Source organism: Streptomyces sp. NPDC001194 (genome assembly GCF_042896985.1).
In the GTDB taxonomy this organism is placed as follows: domain Bacteria; phylum Actinomycetota; class Actinomycetes; order Streptomycetales; family Streptomycetaceae; genus Streptomyces.
Map to the genome: position 1 here is coordinate 66,560 of NZ_JBIAXU010000026.1, position 18,729 is coordinate 85,288.

Genomic DNA, 18,729 nt, shown 5'->3' on the forward strand with positions numbered 1-18,729 from the left:
GACGGGGGAGGGGCGGGTGGCCGGCGGGTGACCGCGGGACGGTCAGCGCACGCTGCGGATCGGGAGGATCGCGAGGGCGCCGATCAGCGAGAGGGCCCCGCCGACGAGGAAGAGCGGGGTGTACCCGCCGAGGGTGGTCACGACGGCCGAGGCGACGAACGGGGCGATGATCTGCGGCCCGGCGTTGGCGATGTTGAGGACGCCCATGTCACGGGCGGCGTCCTCGGCCCGGGGCAGGACCAGGGTGACGAGCGCGGTGTCGACGGCCATGAAGCAGCCGAACGCCAGCCCGTTGAGCGCGCTGAAGACGAGCATGCCGGTCCAGGTCGGGCTGATCACGGGGACCACCATGACGAGCCCGGCCAGCGCGGCCGAGACGCCGACGAACACCTTGCGGCGGTCCCACCGGTCGGACAGCATCCCGCCCACCACGGTGGAGAGGGCCATCGCGACCATCGACACCGGGGTCAGCACCGCCATCGCGCCGGGCGGGGTCAGCCCGTCGGGCAGGCTGATGTGGTCGTCCAGGATGTACAGCTGGTAGCCGACGACGGAGAAGTAGCCGAGGACCATCAGGGCCCGGCCGATGAACGCCCACCGGAAGTCGTGGTTCGCCAATGCCGAGAGGAACGCCGCCAGTTGGGCTCGCTTCGAGACGGCGGCCGGGGCGGGTCCGGTGCGCGGCACGTCCCGGCACAGGGTGGTGAGCAGCAGTGCGGAGACCGCGACGACGGCGCCGAAGACCAGGTACCCGGTGGTGAGGTGCTCCGCGGTCGCGGAGGCGATCAGCACCCCGACCGTGCCGCCGATCGGCAGGCCCAGCCCGACCAGCGCGGAGGCGGTACCGCGCCGGGCGACGGGCACCCGGTCGGGGACGATCGCGGTGACCGCGGCCTGGTAGACGTTCATGGTCGCCTGTACGAGGCACCAGCCGATGCCGACGATCAGCGCGGTGGTCGCGTAGCCGAGGAAGGCCAGCGCGGCGAGGGAGGCGAAGGCGCCGCCGAGGATCCAGGGGTTGCGGCGGCCGCTGCGGTCGGAGAGGGCGCCGGCGATCGGGTTGAAGGCGGTCGCGAAGACCGCGCTGATCCCGCCGATCACGCCGAGTACGGCGACCTTGTGGTCGGGGTCGATCTGCGCGACCTGGGTGGGCAGCAGGATCGACCCGACACCCATGTAGACCGCCAGCAGTGCGGAGTTCGCGACCAGCAGCAGGGGCAGGAGCGCACGCTGGCGGGGAGGTTCCGCATCCGCCGGGGCGGGCGGGTCGATGGTTTCGTTCTGGGCCATGACGACTCCTCGGGGGACGGGGCGAGAAGGGGGAGCGGAGGTGCGGCGCGGGGGAGGGGCGCAACCTGCGGGTGGGGCGGGTGCGGCGGCGCCCCGGGGGTCGCCCGGCAGGCGATCGCAGTTCGTTCACGTGATGTTGTTACACGTGTCACCTTCGGCGCTTGGACACTGTGTAGCACCCATTCCGGAGCCCCGCTAGAGGTTGAGGCGTGGTGGTGTGTCGATCGTGATCGGGGCGCGATCCCTGCTGCGAGGACGTGTAACCACACCCTCAAGGCCACTGAGCAGGCCTGTTGTGTCCGAAATCCCTCTTGCGCTTGTGGCGATGGTCACGGATCCGCAATACTCCGTGGCGCGTCGCGTCGACTCCCCGCGCCGCTCACCGGAAGACCCCGCGGCCGGCTGCCCGGTATCCCCGGACCCCGGTCTCCGGCACTCCCTCCCGGCTCGCCCATCCGCGCACCCGGTCCGCGGACGCCCCTGGGACCCGCACCCCTGGGCCCCGATCTCCGATCCGCGCTACCCGGGCTGATCCCCGATTCCCGATCCCCGTTACCCGGGCTGATCCCCGTTTCCCGGGCCTCGGCCCCCGGCCCCCGTTTTCCGGGCCCGATCCCCGATCCGTTTGCCGGACCTTGGTTCCCGGCCCCGATTCCCGTTTCCCGAACTCCGCTCCCCGGCGCCGTCTCCCCGGCCCCCGTTTGCCGGTCCGGCTCCCCTGCCCCGTTCCTCCGGCCCCCGCTTCAAGGGCCCCGTTTCCGGGGCCTCGCTCCGCGGCCCCGTTCCTCCGGGCCTGGTCCGCGATCCCGTTCGGGCCCGGTCCGCGATCCCCGTCGCCGGGCCATGCCCCCGCCCCGCGAAGCCTTCGCCCCCGCTCCGTGCCTGCCTGTCTCCCCGCGCGCCCCCACCGCCCGGCGAGACCACCGTGAAAGGCCCGTCATGTCACGTCCCTCCGCCATGCCCCCGCCCCCGCCCGCGCCCCGCGCGCCCCGCTCCCTGATCCCCGCTCCCCGGCACCACCTCCCGGCGCCCCCGCCCCGCCACGCGGTCGCCGTGGGGGCCGGCCTCCTCCTCGGCGCGCTGTTGATCGGCCTCGTGATCACCGTCTCCGAACGTCCCTTCTTCCAGGGGCTCGACGACCGCTGGGCCGCCTCCCTGCACAGCTCGCGCGGCGACGCGTTCACCGGCTTCGCGGGCGTCCTCGACCGGCTCGGCGGCCCGCTCGGCACGGTCCTCCCGCTCGGCCTGACCGGCTGCCTCTGCGTCTACGGGCGCTGGCGGTCGGGGCTCTTCGCCTTCACCGCGGCCCTCGTGACGAACGTCCTCGTCGTGCTCCCGCTCAAGCAGTTCGTCGACCGTCCCCGCCCGCCGCATCCCTGGGTCCTGGTCACCGACGGCTCGTTCCCCTCGGGTCAGGTATTCAGTGCCGTGACGCTGGTGTTCGTGGCCGGTGTCCTGGTGTTCCCCCCGCGGGCCCGGCGCTGGTGGTGGCTCCTCGCGGCCCTGTACGTCGTCGCCATGATGTTCAGCCGGACGTGGCTGCACGCCCAGTGGCTCAGCGACACCGTCGCCGGGGCGCTGGCCGGCGCCGGCGGCTGCATGCTGCTGTGGAGGGCGTTCGAGCCGCTGTTGAGGATCGAGGCCGAGCGGATGGCGGCCGACAGCCTGTGGCTGTGAGCGCCGGAGGCTCTACGGAATATCGAGAATCATTGACGGTCGTCCAATATTCGCCATAGTCTCGTGATCGGGGCCGGCGCGCGTCCACCGCGCCCGCCGGCCCCCGGAACGACGAAGGAAGGGCCCCATGGCACACACCGAGCACCACACTCCGCCGCCCGCGGTCGAAGTCGACCTCCCCGCGGGGCGACTGCGCGGGGCGCTCGAAGACGGGCTCTCCGTCTTCCGGGCGGTCCCGTACGCCGCGCCCCCGGTCGGCGACCTGCGCTGGCGGCCCGCCCGCCCCCACCCCGGCTGGAGCGGTACCCGCGACGCGAGCACCGACGGCCCCAGCGCCCCCCAGATGTACACGGAAGGCGGGGACCCGGTCCTCGGCGGCCACGGGTCGCCCCCCTTCGACGAGGACTGCCTCACGCTCAACGTCTGGACGCCCGGGGTGGACGAGGCCCGCCGTCCGGTGCTGCTGTGGATCCACGGCGGCGGCTTCGTCTCCGGATCGGGCTCGCTGCCCGGCTACGGCGGCGCGACCTTCGCGCGCGACGGCGACCTGGTGTTCGTCGGGATCAACTACCGCATCGGGCCGCTCGGTTACTTCTCCCCGGACGAGGACGACGAGGCGGCCAACCCCTGGCTCTCCGACCAGCTCGCCGCCCTGCAATGGGTACGGGAGAACATCGCCTCCTTCGGCGGCGACCCCGACCGCATCACGGTCGCCGGCCAGTCCGGCGGCGCCGTCTCCACCGCCGCCCTCGCCGGACACCCCCGGGCCGCGGGGCTGATCCGCCGGGTGATCCTGCAGAGCCCGCCCTTCGGGCTGGACCTGCCCGACCCGGCCGCCTACCGGGAGCGCACCGCCGCCTTCCGCGAGCTGACCGGCGCCGAGACCGCGCAGGAGCTGCGCGCCCTGCCCTGGCCGGCGCTGATCGGCGCGACCGGCGGCCTGTTCGCCCGCACGATGCGCTGGGGATACTGGCCGACGCCGTTCCTGCCCGTCGTCGACGGGGTCACCCTCGGGCGCCACCCGGTCGAGGCCCTGCTGCACGGGGCGGCGGCCGACGTCGACGTGATGATCGGCTGGACCCGGGAGGAGGCCAACTTCGGCTTCGGCCTCGACGAGGGGTACGCGGCCGCGACCAGGGAGCAGGTGACCGACAGGATCGCCGAGACCTTCGGGGCCGAGTCCGCCCCGGCCGTCTACGCCGCGTACGAGGCGGCCCGCGCCGGCGCCCGCCCGGCCGACGTCCTCATGGACCTGATCACGGACGAGCTCTTCCGCGTCCCCTCCGTCGGTCTGGCCGAGGCCCGCGCCGACTCGGAGCACCCCGTGTGGGCCTACCAGTTCGACCTCCAGGCGGCGGCGTACGAGGGTCGGCTCGGCGCCGCGCACTGCCTCGAACTCCCCTTCGTCTTCGACAACTTCGAGCAGTGGTCGCACGCGCCCTTCCTCGCCGGGCTCGCCCCCGCGGTACGCGACGGCCTCGCCCGCGCCATGCACCGGGCGTGGATCGCGTTCGTCCGCACCGGGGACCCGAACCACCCGGGAATGCCGCACTGGCCGCAGTACGACGCGAAGACGCGGACCACGATGCGCTTCGACTCCGCCGTCACCGCCCTCGACGACCTGGCCGGAGCCTCGCGCCGCCTGCACGAAGCCCGCGGGGTCCAATGATCTAACTCGTGTAACCTGGGGAGAAAGGCGGACGGTCTACCCGAGGAGCACCGAGGACCATGCCCAGGGAGCCCAAGGCCGGAGTGACGAGCAGCCCCGCGTCACCCCTATCGATCACCAGCGCGGACGTCGCCCGGCTGGCCGGGGTGTCACGCGCCACCGTGTCGTTCGTGCTGAACGACACCCCCGGCCACCGCGTCAGCGCCGCCACCCGCATGCGGGTACTCGACGCGGCCCGGCAGCTCGGCTACGTACCGCACGCAGCGGCCCGGTCCCTGCGCGCCGGGCGCAGCAACCTCGTCCTGATGCCCGCCTCGATCTCCGCGATCGGCCGGCTCGTCAGCGACTGGGTCGACGACCTGCACAGCGAGCTCGACCGGCACGGTTACACGGCCGTCCTGCACGCGGGCCGCTTCGCCGACCCCCTCGACGCGGCCCGCGCCTGGGCCGAGCTGCGCCCGGCCGCCGTCATCGCCCTCGACGGCGACCGCTTCACCGCCCAGGCCGCCGAACTGCTGAGCCGCGCCGGGGTGCGCGGCCTCCTCGCGTTCGCCGCCCGCCCGGTGGCGGGCGTCCACACCATCGGCTTCGACCACGCCGACATCGGCGCCACCGCCGCCGGGCACCTCATCGCCCGGGGCCGGAAGCGGATCGGCGTGGTCCTGCCCCAGGAGCGCGGTCTGGGCACCCTCGCCCGCCCGCGCCTCGCCGGGGCCGAGTCGGTCGCCGCCCGCCACATGGCGACGGTGACCCCGGTGGAGCTCGCGTACACCCGGGAGTCCGCGACCGCCCTCGCCCGGCGCTGGCCGAGCCTGGGCCTGGACGCCGTCTTCGCGTACAACGACGAGTACGCGACGCTGCTGCTGCACGCCCTCCAGGCCGAGGGCATCGCGGTGCCGGACGAGGTCGCGATCGTCGGCTCCGACGACCTGGTCATCTCCGCCCTCCAGCAGCCGGCCCTCACCACGGTCCGCCTGGACCTGCCCGCGCCGGCCCGCGTCGCCGACGCCCTGCACGAGCTGATCGAGACGGGGACGACGCCCCCGGTCCCCGCCATCGAGGCGCTCCTCGTCCACCGCGACACCTCCTGACGGACCCGCGTCACGTCCGGCCTCCCCCACCCGCACGGGACTGCGGCGGGGCGGTTCCGGGCGATGCCGCGTAGGCCGTCCCGGCGCGGGCGGGGCCGACTCAGGGCGTGTAGCGCCCGCCGTGCCCGGACCCGCTGCCACCCTCGTGGTCCATGGATGTCAGTACTTTCTACGCCCTCTTCTCCGCCACCTGCTTCACCCTGGTCGGCCTGTGGTGGAACGTCGTCCAGAGCCATGCGGCCTGGATGGGCGACCCCTCCGTCAGGCGGGTGGTCGGCGGGATCTACCTCTCGTTCCTGCTGCCCGCCCTGATGGGTCTCTTCGCCCAGGTCGGCGGCACCGAGCAGCCGCAGGTCTGGCGGGCGGCCTTCGTCGCCCTCTCCGTCGTCGGCTGCGTGTGCACCCTGCGGCTGCTGGCCCGCGCCCGGGGCGACCGATTCGTCACCTGGCAGCAGGCCGGGGCCGCACTGCTCTACGCCCTCATCGCCGTCGTCGGTGCCCGTCCCGAACTCGCCCGCCACCTCGGCCTGCGCCCCATCCAGGCCGAAGCCCTGCTGCTGATCGGACTGATCGTCCTGGGGCACGCCCTGGTCTGGCGGTTCATGGCCGGAGAAGGGCGCGCCGAGGGCGAGACGGCCTGAGGGCCTGAGAACCGAGGGTCCGACGTGCGGGCCTCCGGCGGATCAGGGCCGCGGACGCGGCAGCCGGTCGCGTTCCCGGGCGAGGGCGGGGGAGAGGGCCCACCACGCCAGCAGTGCGGTACCGGCGCCGGCCGCCGCCCCCGCCACCGTGTCGCTGAGCCAGTGGGCGTGCAGCCAGGTGCGGCTCCACATCATGGCCAGCGTGAACACCGTGCCGCCGACCCACCAGGCCCGCCGCCGGGCGGCCGGGACCAGCAGGACGCCGACCAGGACGACGAGCAGGGCCGCCCCCGCCGCATGGCCCGACGGGAACGAGCCGTGGTCGACGCGGACCATCGGGTCCGCCGGGCGCGGGCGGTCCACCAGGTGCTTGAGCCCCTGCACCACCGGCATGCTGCCCACCAGGTAGACCCCGAGCAGGAAGCCCGCCGAGACCAGGCGCCCGCGGACGAGCAGGAAGACCAGCAGCGAGAGCGGTACGACGACGCCCAGCGGGCCGCCGAACCAGTTGAGGGCGGCCGCGACGGCCGCGGGGAACCCCTCGTGCGGGCCGCCCATCCAGGCCAGCCACCGCTCGTCGGCTCCCTGGAACGGCGGGTTCACGACGTCCGCGCGGACGGTGAGGGCCAGTGCCGCGGCCGAGCCGAGCAACAGCACGGCCAAGAGCAGGGTGCCGGGCCGGCGGCGCGGGTCCGCCGCTTGCGGCGCGGCCGCGGCGGCGCGCGGCGGAGTGAGTGTGTGCCGGGACATGACTGCCTTTCGACGTACGCGTGGGGGCGCGGCCGGACCGCGCCCCCACGGGGAACAGCAGCGGGATCGGGGTGGGGCTCAGGCCCCCGCGCCCAGGTGGCGGGCCAGGAACGCCACGCTCTGCGCGACGATCGCGGGGATGTCGGGGGAGCCGAGGAAGATGTGGTCGGCGTCCGCCACGGGCTGCAGCGTCACCTCGCCGCCCGCGCCCGTCAGCGCCTCCGCCAGGGTCTCGCTCTGGCTGTACGGGACGAGCCCGTCCGCGGTCCCGTGCACCAGCAGGAACGGCGGGGGGTTCGAGCCGGGGACGGCGTACGTGACCGGGCTCGCGAACCGGGCCGGCTCCGCCTGCTCGGCCGCGGGAACGCCCAGCAGGGCGTCGTAGGGGTTCGGGAACTCGGCGCCGGTCGGCATCGGCAGCGGGTGCGCGGCCAGGGCGGGCAGGTCGTGGACCCCGTACCAGTCGACGACGGCCAGGACTCCGGTGTCGCCGGAGCCGACCCCGTGGGAGCCCTCCAGCGCCGCCAGGGTCTCGGCGTCGGCGCCGCCGGGGCGGACGAGGCCGGCGAGCGCGGCCAGGTGACCGCCCGCCGACTCGCCCCAGACGCCGATCCGTTCCGGGTCGATGCCGAGGGTCGGGGCGAACTGCCGCACGTAACGGATCGCGGCCTTCACGTCGTGCAGCTGCGCCGGGAAGGGGGCTTCGAGGCTGTGCCGGTAGTCGATCGAGACGAGGGCCAGCCCCGCGCCGAGGACCGCGCCGTGCAGCAGGGCGGCGGGCACGGTCGGCGGCGGGTAGCGCCGGTCGCCGTCCAGCCAGCCGCCGCCGTGGATCCAGACGACGGCCGGGAAGGGGCCCTCGCCCGCCGGGAGCTGTACGTCGAGGAGGCGGGGGCGGTAGCCGGGGGTGGTCGCGTACGTGATCCCGTCGAAGCGGCGTATGCCGTCCGCGCCGGTCACGGGCGGGACGGGGCGCTGGTACGGCGGGGGCGGCCAGGTCATGTCGGCGGTGTCGAACTCGGCCGGGAGGGATTGCGTCATTGAGCTCTTCCCAATTCGGTGTGCGGCCTCGGTGGCCGGCGGGTCCGGTGCGGGCGGCCCAGGCTTCGTAACGTTTTGTCCGAAATGCTTGCGCGGGCACCGGGGGAGGCTTAGCGTGTTACACGTGTAATCACAACTCTAGCGACGCGTTTCCGCTGACCACAAGCCCACGGGGCATCTGAGTTCCCGGGTAGTTACACGAGACACTTGCGGCGGCGTCGCCTTCCCCCTCCGGGAGCACGTCATGCTCACCACCGCCACCCTCCCTCCCCGGGCGATCCCCTCGGATGCGCCTGCCGGCGCCGTGGTCGCGGGTGCCCCCGTCGGCGCTCCGCCGCTCACCGCCTCCGTCCCGTCCCGCGCCCGGGGCTCGGCCCACTGGGTGGCGGAGCCCGTCCCGGCCGCCGTCCCGCTGCTGCGAACCCGCGTCCGGGCCGTCCTCGCGGGCTGGCCGGTCCGCGCCGAGGCGGCGGACGTCCTGCTGCTGGCCGTGAGCGAGCTCGCGGGCAATGCCGTCCGGCACGCCGCCGCCGGCGGGCGGATGCGGATCGGACTGGCCCTCGACGGGGGGTGGCTGCGGCTGGAAGTCGCCGATCAGGGCGTCCTGCCGCCCCGGCTGCCGGATCCCGCCGAGGAGGTCGACCCGGACTCCGAAAGCGGTCGCGGACTGCTGATCGTGCGGCTGCTCGCGATCGAGGCCGGTGGTGAACTCCACCTCATGGGAGGCGAGTTCGGCGTCACGGTGTGCGTGTTCCTGCCCGTCGGCTGAACCCGTCCGCGCGTGCGCCGGGGCTTCCCCGGAGCCGGTCCGGCGGGCGCCCGGCGAGGTCCCGAGGGGTGTCCGCCGCGCATCGAAATATCGCGCAATGTTGACGGACGTAAAAATATCGAGATAACTTCCATGCATCTCCCCCGCTGCTCCCTGATTGAGGTGCCGCCCCATGGAGCTCTCCCCTTCCGCCCACGCCGACTCCTTCTGCAGAGACCGGCTGCCGGCCTTCCCCCTCTGGCCCGAACTCCACTTCGACCTCCCCGAACTGGACTACCCGGACCGCCTCAACTGCGCCGCACGCCTGCTCGACGAAGCCGTCGAGCGCTGGGGCCCCGACCGCCCGTGCCTGCTCACCCCGACCGAGCGCTGGACGTACGGCGAGCTCCAGCAGCGCGCCAACCAGGTCGCGCAGGTGCTCACCGAGGACTTCGGCCTCGTGCCCGGCAACCGCGTCCTGCTGCGCGCCCCCAACAACCCCTGGCTCGTGGCCGCCTGGTTCGGCGTCCTCAAGGCGGGCGGCGTCGCCGTCACCACGATGCCGCTGCTGCGCGCCGCCGAACTCGCCGAACTCGCCGAGATCAGCCGTCCGACCGTCGCCGTCTGCGACCACCGCTACGTGGACGAGCTCGCCACCGCCGCCTCCCGGAGCCCCGGGGACCTGCCCGTCCTCACGTACGGCGGCCCCGGCGTCGTGGACCTGACCGCGCGCTGCGCGGCCAAGAGTGGCGTGTTCGCCACCGTCCCCACCGCCGCGGACGACGTGGCGCTGATCGCCTTCACCTCCGGCACGACCGGGCGGCCCAAGGCGACGCTGCACTTCCACCGCGACGTCCTGGCCAACGCGGACACGTTCTCGCGGCACGTGCTCAAGCCCCGCCCCGACGACGTCTTCACGGGCACGCCGCCGCTCGCCTTCACCTTCGGGCTCGGCGGGCTCGTGGTCTTCCCGCTGCACGTCGGGGCCGCGACCCTGCTGATCGAGCAGGCGACCCCGGAGCAACTGGCCGACCTGGTCGACGCGCACGGCGTGACCGTCCTGTTCACGGCGCCCACCGCCTACCGCGCGATCATGGCGGCCGGCGCGGTCGGCCGACTGGCCGGGCTGCGCCGCTGCGTGTCCGCCGGCGAGGCGCTGCCCGCCGCCGTGTGGGAGGAGTTCCACGCCGCCACCGGGCTGCGCATCATCGACGGCATCGGCGCCACCGAGATGCTGCACGTCTTCATCTCCGCGGCGGACGAGGACATCCGGCCCGGGGCCACGGGCCGGCCCGTACCCGGGTTCCGCGCCGCCGTGGTGGACCAGTACGGCGATCCCGTCCCCGACGGGCAGCCCGGCCTGCTCGCGGTCACCGGTCCCACCGGCTGCCGCTACCTCGCCGATCCGCGCCAGACGGCGTACGTCAGGAACGGCTGGAACATCACCGGCGACACCTACGTCCGCGATGCGGACGGCTATTACTGGTACGTCGCCCGCAGCGACGACATGATCGTCTCCTCGGGGTACAACATCGCGGGCCCGGAGGTCGAGAAGGCCCTCGCCGCCCATCCGTACGTCGAGGAGTGCGGGGTCGTCGGCGCCCCCGACGAGCGGCGCGGCATGCTGGTCAAGGCGTACGTCGTGCTCGGCGCCGGGGTCCCGGCGGACGAGGCGACGGCCCGGGAGCTCCAGACCCACGTCAAGGGGGCCATCGCCCCGTACAAATACCCCCGCGCCGTGGAGTTCGTCCCGCGGCTCCCGCGCACCGGCAACGGAAAGCTCCAGCGCGGCGAACTGCGCGAGTGGGCCCGGGCCTCCGCCGGGGCGCCACCGCAGCCCGTCCGGGCGCAGCACCCGCAACCCGTCGGAGCGCCCGCTCAGGCGCCGACCGAAGCCGCCGTCGGAGCGGCGTCCGCCGTCGAAGCCGGAGCCGAAGCCGCGTCCGCCGCCGAAGCCGGCTGCGCCGCCGGCTGCCCCGAAGCCCTCGTCCCGCACCTGCCCGGGGTGGTCATCGAGCGCCGCGTCGAATGGCCCGACACCGATGCCGCCGGGCACTACCACCACTCCACCGTCGTGCGGTGGGTCGAAGCGGCCGAGGCCGTGCTGTTGCGCCGCCTGGGTCTGGCGCACCTCTTCGGCAGCACCCCGCGCGTCCACTTCGAGGCCGACTACCGGGCCCGCCTGTGGTTCGGCGAAGCCGTGCGCATCGAGCTGAGCGTCGCCAAGGTCGGCTCCAGCTCCCTGACGTACGTGTTCACGGTCCAGGGCGAGGAGGGCGTCGAAGCCGCCAGCGGCCGGATGGTCATCGCCCACTCCGCCGCCCGCGCCACCGGGACCACCCCCTGGCCCGCCGACGTGCGCGAGGTGCTGACGAAATCGGGCCCGCAGGCACCCGAGCTCTTCGCCCGACCCACGAGGGATGTAGAGCATTGTTGACGGTCGCCAAATCTGCACCATATGTTGTTCCGGAACCACTAGGAGGTACGCCGTGCGCGTAGCAGTCAGCGGAGGAGGGCCCGGCGGGCTGTACTTCGCAGCCCTGGCCAAGCAGCTCTCCCCCCACTGGGACGTCACCGTCTGGGAGCGGGGCGCCCCCGACGACACGTTCGGCTTCGGGGTCGTCTTCTCCGACGAGACCCTCGACGGCATCGCGCAGGCCGATCCCGAGATCTACGCGGCCATGTCGGCGCAGTTCGCCCGCTGGAGCGACATAGACGTCACCCACCGGAACCGGACCCTCACCTCCGGCGGCCACGGCTTCGCCGCCATCGGCCGCCGGCAGCTGCTGCGGATCCTCCAGGAGCGCTGCGCCGCCCTCGCCGTGGACGTCCGCTACCGCACGCAGTCCCCGCCCGCTTCCGAGCTGGCGGCCGCGTACGACCTCGTCGTCGCCTGCGACGGCGTCCGGTCCGCCACCCGCGCCGCCTACGCGGACACCTTCGGGCCCGACCTGGACGAACGCTCCGGCCGCTACATGTGGCTCGGCACCGACAAGGTCTTCGAAGCCTTCACCTTCCTCGTCGAGGAGCGGGACTTCGGCACCCTCCAGGTGCACGCCTACCCGTACGACTCCACCCGCTCCACCTTCATCGTGGAGATGGACGAGGCCGCGTGGCGGCGGGCGGGCTTCGCCGAGTTCGCGGACCGCGACCACCCGCCCGGCACCAGCGACCTCGACAGCATCGGCCGCTGCGAGGAACTGCTCGCCGCACACCTGGACGGGCACCGGCTCCTCCCCAACAACTCCAAGTGGCTGCGCTTCACCACCGTGCGCAACCGCACCTGGCGGCACGAGAACGTCGTCCTGCTCGGGGACGCCGCGCACACCGCCCACTTCTCGATCGGCTCCGGCACCAAGCTGGCCATGGAGGACGCCCTGGCCCTGGCGGCCTGTCTGCACGAGCACCCGGACGTGCCGGGCGCGCTCGCCGCGTACGAGGACGAGCGCCGCCCGGTGGTGGAATCCACCCAGCGCGCCGCCCAGGCCAGCCTCGAATGGTTCGAGAACATCGGCCGCTACACGGCCCAGGAGCCGCAGCAGTTCGCCTTCAACCTGCTGACCCGCAGCCGCCGCGTCACCTACGACAACCTGCGCGTGCGCGACGAGGAGTTCACGACCGCCGTGAACTCCACCGCCCCCGTGCCGCCGATGTTCCGCCCCTTCCCCCTCGGCGGACTGCTCCTGCGCAACCGGGTCGTGGTGCCGCCCACCGCCCTCGGCACGGCCCGCGAAGGCGTCCCGGGGGACTTCGACCTCGTCCACCTCAGCACCCAGGCCCTCGGCGGCTCCGGCCTCGTCCTCGCCGGGATGACCGCCGTCAGCGCCGGGGCCCGGGCCACCCCCGGCTGCCCCGGCCTGTACACCGACGAACAGGAGGCCGCCTGGCGGCGGATCACCGACTTCGTCCACGGCCAGTCCGACACCTGCCTCGGGGTCCAGCTCACCCACGCCGGCCGCCGGGCCGCCGCCGGGGACGGCGCGCCGATCGCCGCCTCCGCCGTGGCCTGGGACGAGCGGAGCCCGGTCCCCCGCGAGGCGACCGGGGCCGACATGGACCTCGTCGTACGGGACTTCGTACGCGCGGCCCGGCGCGCCGACCGGGTCGGCTTCGACGCACTGGAACTCCAGTACGGGCACGGACAGCTGCTGTCCGGGTTCCTCTCGCCGCTGACCAACCTGCGCACCGACCGGTACGGCGGCGACCTCGCCGGGCGGCTGCGCTTCCCCCTCGAAGTGCTGCACGCGGTACGGGAGGTGTGGCCCGCCGGCAAGGCGCTGCTCGTGCGGATCTCCGCCGCCGACTGGGCCGAGGGGGGCCTAGGCGAGGCCGACGCCGTGGCGATCGCCCGGGCCCTCGCCGACGCGGGCGCCGACGGGATCGACGTCTCCACCGGCGAGGTCGTCGCCCACGAGCGGCCCCGCTACGGCCGCAGCTACCAGACCCCGTACGCCGACCTGATCCGCAACGCCACCGGGGTGCCCACCATCGCCGTCGGCGCGATCTCCACCTACGACGACGTGAACTCGATCATCCTGGCCGGCCGGGCCGACCTCTGCGGGGTGGGCCGGGCCCAGCTCCACGACCCGCTGTGGACCCTGCACGCGGCGGCCGCACAGGGCTACCGCGGGCCCGCCGCGCCCTGGGCGCCCGGCTGGCAGGCGGGCAGCGGCAGACCGCCCGCCGCCCGCACCGACCGGGTCCCGCCGCGCCTGGAGCTGCTGCGCCGCCCCGCCGCGCCGGTGCACCAGCGCTGGCTGCCGCGCCTCGCCGCCACCGCGCCGGCCAACTGAGGAGACCCCGATGGAAACCCCGCCCCCGAACGGCGCGCCCCCGAACGGCACGCCCCCGAACGGCGCGCCCCCGAACGGCACGCCCCCGAACACCCCGACCCCGGCCCGCCCGCCCCTGCCCCTGAGCCACCTGCCCCGCTTCACGGCGGCGGCCGTCCAGGCCTCGCCCGTCTACCTCGACCCCGCCGCCACCGTCGACAAGGCCGTCGCGCTCATCGCCGAGGCGGCCGGGAACGGCGCCGAACTCGTCGTCTTCCCCGAGGTGTTCGTCCCCGGTTACCCGTACTGGAACTGGACGATGAACCCGGTCCAGGGTTCGCCCTGGTTCGAGCGCCTCCAGCGCGCCTCGGTCGACGTCCCCGGCCCGTACGTGGACGCCCTGCGCGCGGCGGCCCGCCAGTACGGGGTCGTCCTCGTCATCGGCGTCAACGAGCGCGCCGCGCACAGCCTGGGAGTCCTCTACAACACCCTGCTCACCATCGGATCCGACGGCCGGCTCCTCGGCGTGCACCGCAAACTGGTGCCCACCTGGGCCGAGAAGCTCACGTGGACCGGCGGCGACGGCAGCTCCCTGCGCGTGCACCCCACCTCCGTCGGCCCGCTCGGCGCCCTCGCCTGCGGCGAGAACACCAACACGCTGGCCCGTTTCGCCCTCCTCGCGCAGGGCGAACTCGTCCACGCCTCCTGCTACATCGCCCTGCCCGTGGCCCCGGCCGACTACGACATGGCCGACGCCATCGCCGTCCGTACCGCCGCCCACAGCTTCGAGGGCAAGGTCTTCTCCGTCGTCGCCTGCTCCACCGTCTCCCCGGAGATCGTGGACCTGCTCGCGGGGGACGACGAGGAGCTGCGCGCCCTGTTCCAGCGGCCCCGCAGCGCCCTGTCCGGGATCTTCGGCCCCGACGGCCGCCCGGTCACCGAACCGCTCGTCGACGACGAGGGCATCGTCTACGGCGAGATCGACCTCGGCCGGTGCATCCAGCCCAAGCAGATGCACGACATCACCGGTCACTACAACCGCTTCGACATCTTCCGACTCGAAGTCGACAACCGCCCCCGCCTGCCGGTGACGTTCACCGCGCCGCCCGCCGGCCCCCGGATCACCACGCCTGAGGAGGACGTATGACCATCGAGCAGGACGACACCATGCTCGGCCGCGCCCGGGTCTTGGACACCCCCGAGCTCACCGCGTACTACGGCGAGCTCGAAGCCCTGGACGCCGGCGCCCTGTGGACCGTCGCCAACGACATCGAGCCCTGGTACCCGCAGCCCAAGTCCGTTCCCGTGCTGTGGCGATACGAGGAGCTGCGGCCCCTCGTCCACAAGGCCCTCGGCATGGTCAAGGCCGACGACGCGGGACGCCGCGTCGTGATGCTCGTCAACCCCGGCCGCAAGGACGTCAGCGCCGCGGCAGGCCTCCTCTACACCGGGCTCCAGATCATGGGCCCCGGCGAGGCCATGACCGCCCACCGCCACCAGGCCGCCGCCCTGCGCTTCGTCCACGAGGGCACCGGCGCCTGGACCATCGTCGACGGCCAGAAGCTGCGGGTCGGCCCGCGCGACTTCGCCATCACCCCCAACGGCACCTGGCACGAGCACGGCAACGACGGCGAGGAAGGGCCCGTCATCTGGCAGGACGGCCTCGACATCCCGCTCGTCAACGCCCTGGACGCCGGGTTCTACGAGGTCCATCCCGAGCTCCACCAGACGCCCGGCAAGGTGGTCAACTCCTCCGTGCTCGAGTACGCCGCGAACCTGCTCCCGTACGGCTCGGAGCGCTGGAGCCGGCCCTACTCGCCGCTGCTCGCCTACCCCTGGGAGCCCACGTACGAGGCCCTGCTCGGCCTCGCCGAGGCGAGCGAGGGTTCCCCGTACGACGGGATCATCGCCGAGTACACCAACCCGGTCACGGGCGGCTCCGTGATGCCCACGATGGGCGCCCACATGCAGCTGCTGCGTCCCGGGCAGGCCACCCGCGCCCACCGGCACACCGGCTCGGTGGTCTACACGGCCGCCAAGGGGCACGGGGTCTCGGTCATCGCCGGGCAGCGCTTCGAATGGCGCCAGGGCGACATCTTCTGCGTCCCCTCCTGGGCCTGGCACGAGCACCACAACCTCGACCGGTCCGAGGACGCCTGCCTCTTCTCCTTCAACGACTTCCCGGTCATGCGCTCGCTCGGCTTCCACCGCGAAGAGGCGTACCCGGACAACGGCGGCCACCAGCCGATGCCGCCCGCCGCCCCGACCGCCACCGCCTGACCACCCCGAGGAACCCCGCCATGCGTCTGCTGACCTTCACCCCCGCCCCCGCCACCGGCGACTGCGCGCCCCGTCTCGGCGCCGACGTCGACGGCACCGTCCTCGACCTCGGGGTCCTGGCCGACCACGCCGGTGTCGACCTCCCGAGCGATCTGCTCGCGTTCGTCCAAGCGGGCCCCGCCGCCCTGGAGACCGCCCGGCGCCTCGTCGACGCCGACCCCGCCGCCCGTCCGGCCGGGGCCGTCCACCGGCTCGCGGACGTCACCCCGGCCGCCCCGCTGCGCCCCGGGAAGATCATCGGCGTCGGCCTCAACTACGTCGAACACGTCGAGGAGTCCAGCCGCAGCCTGGACACCGACAAGGAACTCCCGCCCCGCCCCGTCCTGTTCAGCAAGCCCGCCACCGCCGTCACCGGCCCCGGCGCGCCGATCCTGCACAACGGCGACCTCACCGGGCAGCTGGACTGGGAATGCGAACTGGCCGTCGTCATCGGCCGTACCGCGTTCCGGGTGAGCGAGGAGGAGGCGTACGGGCACATCTTCGGCTACAGCATCGTCAACGACATCAGCGCCCGCGACCAGCGCCGCTCCGGCCAGTGGTTCTTCTCCAAGGGGCAGGACTCGTACGCGCCCTTCGGCCCGGTGGTGGTCACGGCGGACGAGATCCCCGACCCGATGGACCTCGACCTCTCGCTGCGCGTCAACGGGGTCACCAAGCAGAAGTCGAACACGCGGCACATGCTCTTCCCCGTGGCCCGCCTCATCGCCGACATCAGCTCCGGGGTGACCCTGGAGCCCGGCGACGTCATCGCGACGGGATCGCCGTCCGGGGTCGGCGCCGGCATGGTGCCGCCGGAGTTCCTGGTTCCGGGCGACACGGTGGAGGCGACCGTCGAGCGGATCGGCACGCTGGCCAACCCGGTCGTCGACGCCCGCTGATCACCGCCGCCGCTGATCCCCGTACGCCGAGCAAGCACCGAGGAGTACCCGTGCCGCCCCGCACCTACCGCATCGGCCAGATCGTGCCGAGCTCGAACGTGACCATGGAGACCGAGGTCCCCGCCATCCTGCGGGCCCGCCAGGCGGTCCTGCCCGACGAGAGGTTCACCTTCCACTCCAGCCGGATGCGCATGACCCACGTGACACCGGAACAGCTCAAGGCCATGGACGCCGACTCCGACCGCTGCGCGGTGGAGCTGTCCGACGCCCGCGTCGACGTGCTCGGGTACGCCTGCCTGGTCGCGATCATGAGCATGGGCCTCGGCTACCACCGCACCTCGGAGCGGCGCCTGCACGCCCGTACGGCGCAGAACGGCGCCCCCGCACCCGTCGTCACCAGCGCGGGCGCCCTCGTCCACGGACTGCACACCATGGGCGCGCGCAAGATCGCCCTGCTCGCCCCGTACATGCGCCCGCTCACGCGGACCGTCGTGGACTACCTCACGCACGAGGGCATCGAGGTCCTGGACTACGAGGCCCTCGAGATTCCGGACAACCTCGATGTGGCCGCGCACGACCCGGCGAAGCTGCCCGGGCTCGCCCGCGCGCTCGCGTACGCGGACGCCGACGCGGTGGTGCTCTCCGCGTGCGTGCAGATGCCCTCCCTGGGGGCCATCGAGGAGGCCGAACAGCTGCTGGGCAAGCCGGTGGTGTCGGCGGCCGTATGCACCGCCCACCAGATGCTGCGCGCCCTGGACCTGCCGGCGGTGGCCCCGGGCGCGGGCCACCTGCTCTCCGGTGCGTACGCGCGGACGCCGCTTCCGCAGTAGGGGCCGGGGCCCTGGGGGGAGGCGCTCGATATGATCGCGACCGCGCACTACGGAAGGCGATCATGTCGGACAGCCCCCTCAGGCCCAGCTCGTTGATCAACACGGTCTACGGAGCGTTCCTGCGCCCCCTCGGCGGCTGGATCTCCATCGCGGACCTGATCACGCTGATGGGCGAGCTGGACGTCGACGGCCCGGCGGTGCGGTCGGCGATCTCCCGCCTCAAGAAGCGCGGCGTGCTGGAACCGGAGCGCCGGGGCGCCACCGGATACCGGCTCAGCCCGGCCGTGCACCCGGTCTTCGACGAGGGCGACCGCCGCATCTTCGCCAGCCTCGAACCCGCCGACCTGGCCGACGGCTGGGCCATGGCGGTGTTCTCCGTACCGGAGTCCGAGCGCTCCCACCGCTACCAGCTGCGCACCCGGCTCACCTGGCTGGGCTTCGGCAACATCGCGCCGGGTGTGTGGCTCGCCCCCGGGCGGCTGCTCGACGACGCCCGCGTGATGCTCGTACGGCTGGGCCTCAGCGAGTACGTCCACCTGTTCGCCGCCGACTACGCCGCCTTCAGCGACCTGGCGCGGACGGTGAGCGACTGGTGGGACTTCCCGGCGATCCAGACCCAGTACGCGGCCTTCACCGACACGTACGCCCCCGTCGCCGCGCGCCTCGCGGCCGAGGGGGAGCCCGACCCGGCCGAGGCCTTCCGCCATTACGTGCCGCTGCTCACGCAGTGGCGCCGCCTCCCCTACCTCGACCCGGGCCTGCCGAGCGAACTCCTGCCGGCGGACTGGAACGCGGTGGCGGCCCGCCAGCTCTTCCAGCGGCTCCACGCGGTCCTCCAGACCCCGAGCCTCCACCACGTCCAGGAGATCACCGGTCTGACGGAGGACACCCCCTAGGGGGTGTCTTGCCGATCACGCCGGGCTCGCGGCGGCGGGCACCGCGCCTCGCCGCGTTGTCCTCGCTCGCCGACGTCCCCCAGCTACCGCTGGGAGGTGCCCCCAC

Annotated in this window: 15 protein-coding genes and 1 pseudogene; 13 read left to right on the forward strand and 3 right to left on the reverse strand. The window is 73.7% G+C overall.

Annotation, left to right across the window (positions count from 1 at the left end):
* Window positions 1-42: 42 nt before the first annotated feature.
* The gene (locus tag ACFY1T_RS33440) at window positions 43-1,290 is read right to left on the reverse strand and encodes an MFS transporter (protein ID WP_390791517.1); all 1,248 of its coding nucleotides are present in this window, start codon (window positions 1,288-1,290) and stop codon (window positions 43-45) included.
* A 939-nt stretch (window positions 1,291-2,229) separates the two neighbouring features.
* Here ACFY1T_RS33440 and ACFY1T_RS33445 point away from each other — a divergent pair.
* The 4 genes from ACFY1T_RS33445 (at window position 2,230) to ACFY1T_RS33460 (ending at window position 6,368) form a co-directional block, all read left to right on the forward strand.
* Window positions 2,230-2,967 (forward strand): phosphatase PAP2 family protein, encoded by a 738-nt coding sequence (locus ACFY1T_RS33445; RefSeq protein ID WP_390791518.1) that lies wholly within the window; start codon window positions 2,230-2,232, stop codon window positions 2,965-2,967.
* Between the two features lie 127 nt (window positions 2,968-3,094).
* Window positions 3,095-4,636: a carboxylesterase/lipase family protein gene (locus ACFY1T_RS33450; protein WP_390791519.1), complete on the forward strand. Its 1,542-nt coding sequence runs from the start codon at window positions 3,095-3,097 to the stop codon at window positions 4,634-4,636.
* A gap of 59 nt (window positions 4,637-4,695) precedes the next feature.
* The gene (locus ACFY1T_RS33455; protein WP_390791520.1) at window positions 4,696-5,727 is read left to right on the forward strand and encodes a LacI family DNA-binding transcriptional regulator; all 1,032 of its coding nucleotides are present in this window, start codon (window positions 4,696-4,698) and stop codon (window positions 5,725-5,727) included.
* A gap of 152 nt (window positions 5,728-5,879) precedes the next feature.
* Window positions 5,880-6,368 carry a hypothetical protein gene (locus ACFY1T_RS33460; RefSeq protein ID WP_390791521.1) on the forward strand — a complete coding sequence of 163 codons (489 nt, stop codon included), beginning with the start codon at window positions 5,880-5,882 and terminating at the stop codon, window positions 6,366-6,368.
* 42 nt (window positions 6,369-6,410) lie between these two features.
* On the opposite strand, the gene ACFY1T_RS33465 is transcribed toward ACFY1T_RS33460, so the two are convergent.
* Both ACFY1T_RS33465 and ACFY1T_RS33470 read right to left on the reverse strand, forming a co-directional pair.
* The gene (locus tag ACFY1T_RS33465) at window positions 6,411-7,118 is read right to left on the reverse strand and encodes a phosphatase PAP2 family protein (protein ID WP_390791522.1); all 708 of its coding nucleotides are present in this window, start codon (window positions 7,116-7,118) and stop codon (window positions 6,411-6,413) included.
* 78 nt (window positions 7,119-7,196) lie between these two features.
* Window positions 7,197-8,159: an alpha/beta hydrolase fold domain-containing protein gene (locus ACFY1T_RS33470; protein WP_390791523.1), complete on the reverse strand. Its 963-nt coding sequence runs from the start codon at window positions 8,157-8,159 to the stop codon at window positions 7,197-7,199.
* Between the two features lie 244 nt (window positions 8,160-8,403).
* On the opposite strand from ACFY1T_RS33470, the gene ACFY1T_RS33475 reads away from it, so the two are divergent.
* The 9 genes and pseudogenes from ACFY1T_RS33475 to ACFY1T_RS33515 all read left to right on the forward strand — a co-directional run bounded on the left by ACFY1T_RS33475 (window position 8,404) and on the right by ACFY1T_RS33515 (window position 18,623).
* Window positions 8,404-8,928, forward strand: coding sequence for an ATP-binding protein (locus ACFY1T_RS33475; RefSeq protein WP_390791524.1), 525 nt, complete (start codon window positions 8,404-8,406; stop codon window positions 8,926-8,928).
* A gap of 172 nt (window positions 8,929-9,100) precedes the next feature.
* Window positions 9,101-10,717 (forward strand): annotated as a pseudogene (locus ACFY1T_RS33480) (AMP-binding protein); the annotation flags it as partial.
* Window positions 10,703-11,344, forward strand: a complete 642-nt coding sequence (locus ACFY1T_RS33485; RefSeq protein WP_390791533.1) for an acyl-CoA thioesterase — start codon at window positions 10,703-10,705, stop codon at window positions 11,342-11,344. The pseudogene ACFY1T_RS33480 and the gene ACFY1T_RS33485, both read left to right, overlap by 15 nt.
* 52 nt (window positions 11,345-11,396) lie before the next feature.
* Complete coding sequence (locus ACFY1T_RS33490; RefSeq protein ID WP_390791525.1) at window positions 11,397-13,700, forward strand: FAD-dependent monooxygenase; 2,304 nt, start codon at window positions 11,397-11,399, stop codon at window positions 13,698-13,700.
* Window positions 13,701-13,710: 10 nt separating this feature from the next.
* Window positions 13,711-14,826, forward strand: coding sequence for a carbon-nitrogen hydrolase family protein (locus ACFY1T_RS33495; protein WP_390791526.1), 1,116 nt, complete (start codon window positions 13,711-13,713; stop codon window positions 14,824-14,826).
* Window positions 14,823-15,959 (forward strand): cupin domain-containing protein, encoded by a 1,137-nt coding sequence (locus ACFY1T_RS33500; RefSeq protein WP_390791527.1) that lies wholly within the window; start codon window positions 14,823-14,825, stop codon window positions 15,957-15,959. The genes ACFY1T_RS33495 and ACFY1T_RS33500 overlap by 4 nt, the downstream gene beginning before the upstream one ends.
* Window positions 15,960-15,979: 20 nt before the next feature.
* Complete coding sequence (locus ACFY1T_RS33505; protein ID WP_390791528.1) at window positions 15,980-16,897, forward strand: fumarylacetoacetate hydrolase family protein; 918 nt, start codon at window positions 15,980-15,982, stop codon at window positions 16,895-16,897.
* A gap of 104 nt (window positions 16,898-17,001) precedes the next feature.
* The gene (locus ACFY1T_RS33510; protein ID WP_390791534.1) at window positions 17,002-17,727 is read left to right on the forward strand and encodes an Asp/Glu racemase; all 726 of its coding nucleotides are present in this window, start codon (window positions 17,002-17,004) and stop codon (window positions 17,725-17,727) included.
* 62 nt (window positions 17,728-17,789) lie between these two features.
* Window positions 17,790-18,623, forward strand: a complete 834-nt coding sequence (locus ACFY1T_RS33515) for a PaaX family transcriptional regulator C-terminal domain-containing protein (RefSeq protein WP_390791529.1) — start codon at window positions 17,790-17,792, stop codon at window positions 18,621-18,623.
* The last annotated feature ends 106 nt before the right edge of the window (window positions 18,624-18,729 follow it).

Bases quoted from the DNA above. Each gene is read 5' to 3' on its own strand.
- ACFY1T_RS33470 (WP_390791523.1), bottom strand. From the start codon at position 8,159: ATGACGCAATCCCTCCCGGCCGAGTTCGACACCGCCGACATGACCTGG.
- ACFY1T_RS33475 (WP_390791524.1), top strand. From the start codon at position 8,404: ATGCTCACCACCGCCACCCTCCCTCCCCGGGCGATCCCCTCGGATGCG.
- ACFY1T_RS33500 (WP_390791527.1), top strand. From the start codon at position 14,823: ATGACCATCGAGCAGGACGACACCATGCTCGGCCGCGCCCGGGTCTTG.
- ACFY1T_RS33460 (WP_390791521.1), top strand. From the start codon at position 5,880: ATGGATGTCAGTACTTTCTACGCCCTCTTCTCCGCCACCTGCTTCACC.
- ACFY1T_RS33465 (WP_390791522.1), bottom strand. From the start codon at position 7,118: ATGTCCCGGCACACACTCACTCCGCCGCGCGCCGCCGCGGCCGCGCCG.
- ACFY1T_RS33455 (WP_390791520.1), top strand. From the start codon at position 4,696: ATGCCCAGGGAGCCCAAGGCCGGAGTGACGAGCAGCCCCGCGTCACCC.
- ACFY1T_RS33515 (WP_390791529.1), top strand. From the start codon at position 17,790: ATGTCGGACAGCCCCCTCAGGCCCAGCTCGTTGATCAACACGGTCTAC.
- ACFY1T_RS33510 (WP_390791534.1), top strand. From the start codon at position 17,002: ATGGAGACCGAGGTCCCCGCCATCCTGCGGGCCCGCCAGGCGGTCCTG.
- ACFY1T_RS33505 (WP_390791528.1), top strand. From the start codon at position 15,980: ATGCGTCTGCTGACCTTCACCCCCGCCCCCGCCACCGGCGACTGCGCG.
- ACFY1T_RS33450 (WP_390791519.1), top strand. From the start codon at position 3,095: ATGGCACACACCGAGCACCACACTCCGCCGCCCGCGGTCGAAGTCGAC.
- ACFY1T_RS33495 (WP_390791526.1), top strand. From the start codon at position 13,711: ATGGAAACCCCGCCCCCGAACGGCGCGCCCCCGAACGGCACGCCCCCG.
- ACFY1T_RS33440 (WP_390791517.1), bottom strand. From the start codon at position 1,290: ATGGCCCAGAACGAAACCATCGACCCGCCCGCCCCGGCGGATGCGGAA.
- ACFY1T_RS33445 (WP_390791518.1), top strand. From the start codon at position 2,230: ATGTCACGTCCCTCCGCCATGCCCCCGCCCCCGCCCGCGCCCCGCGCG.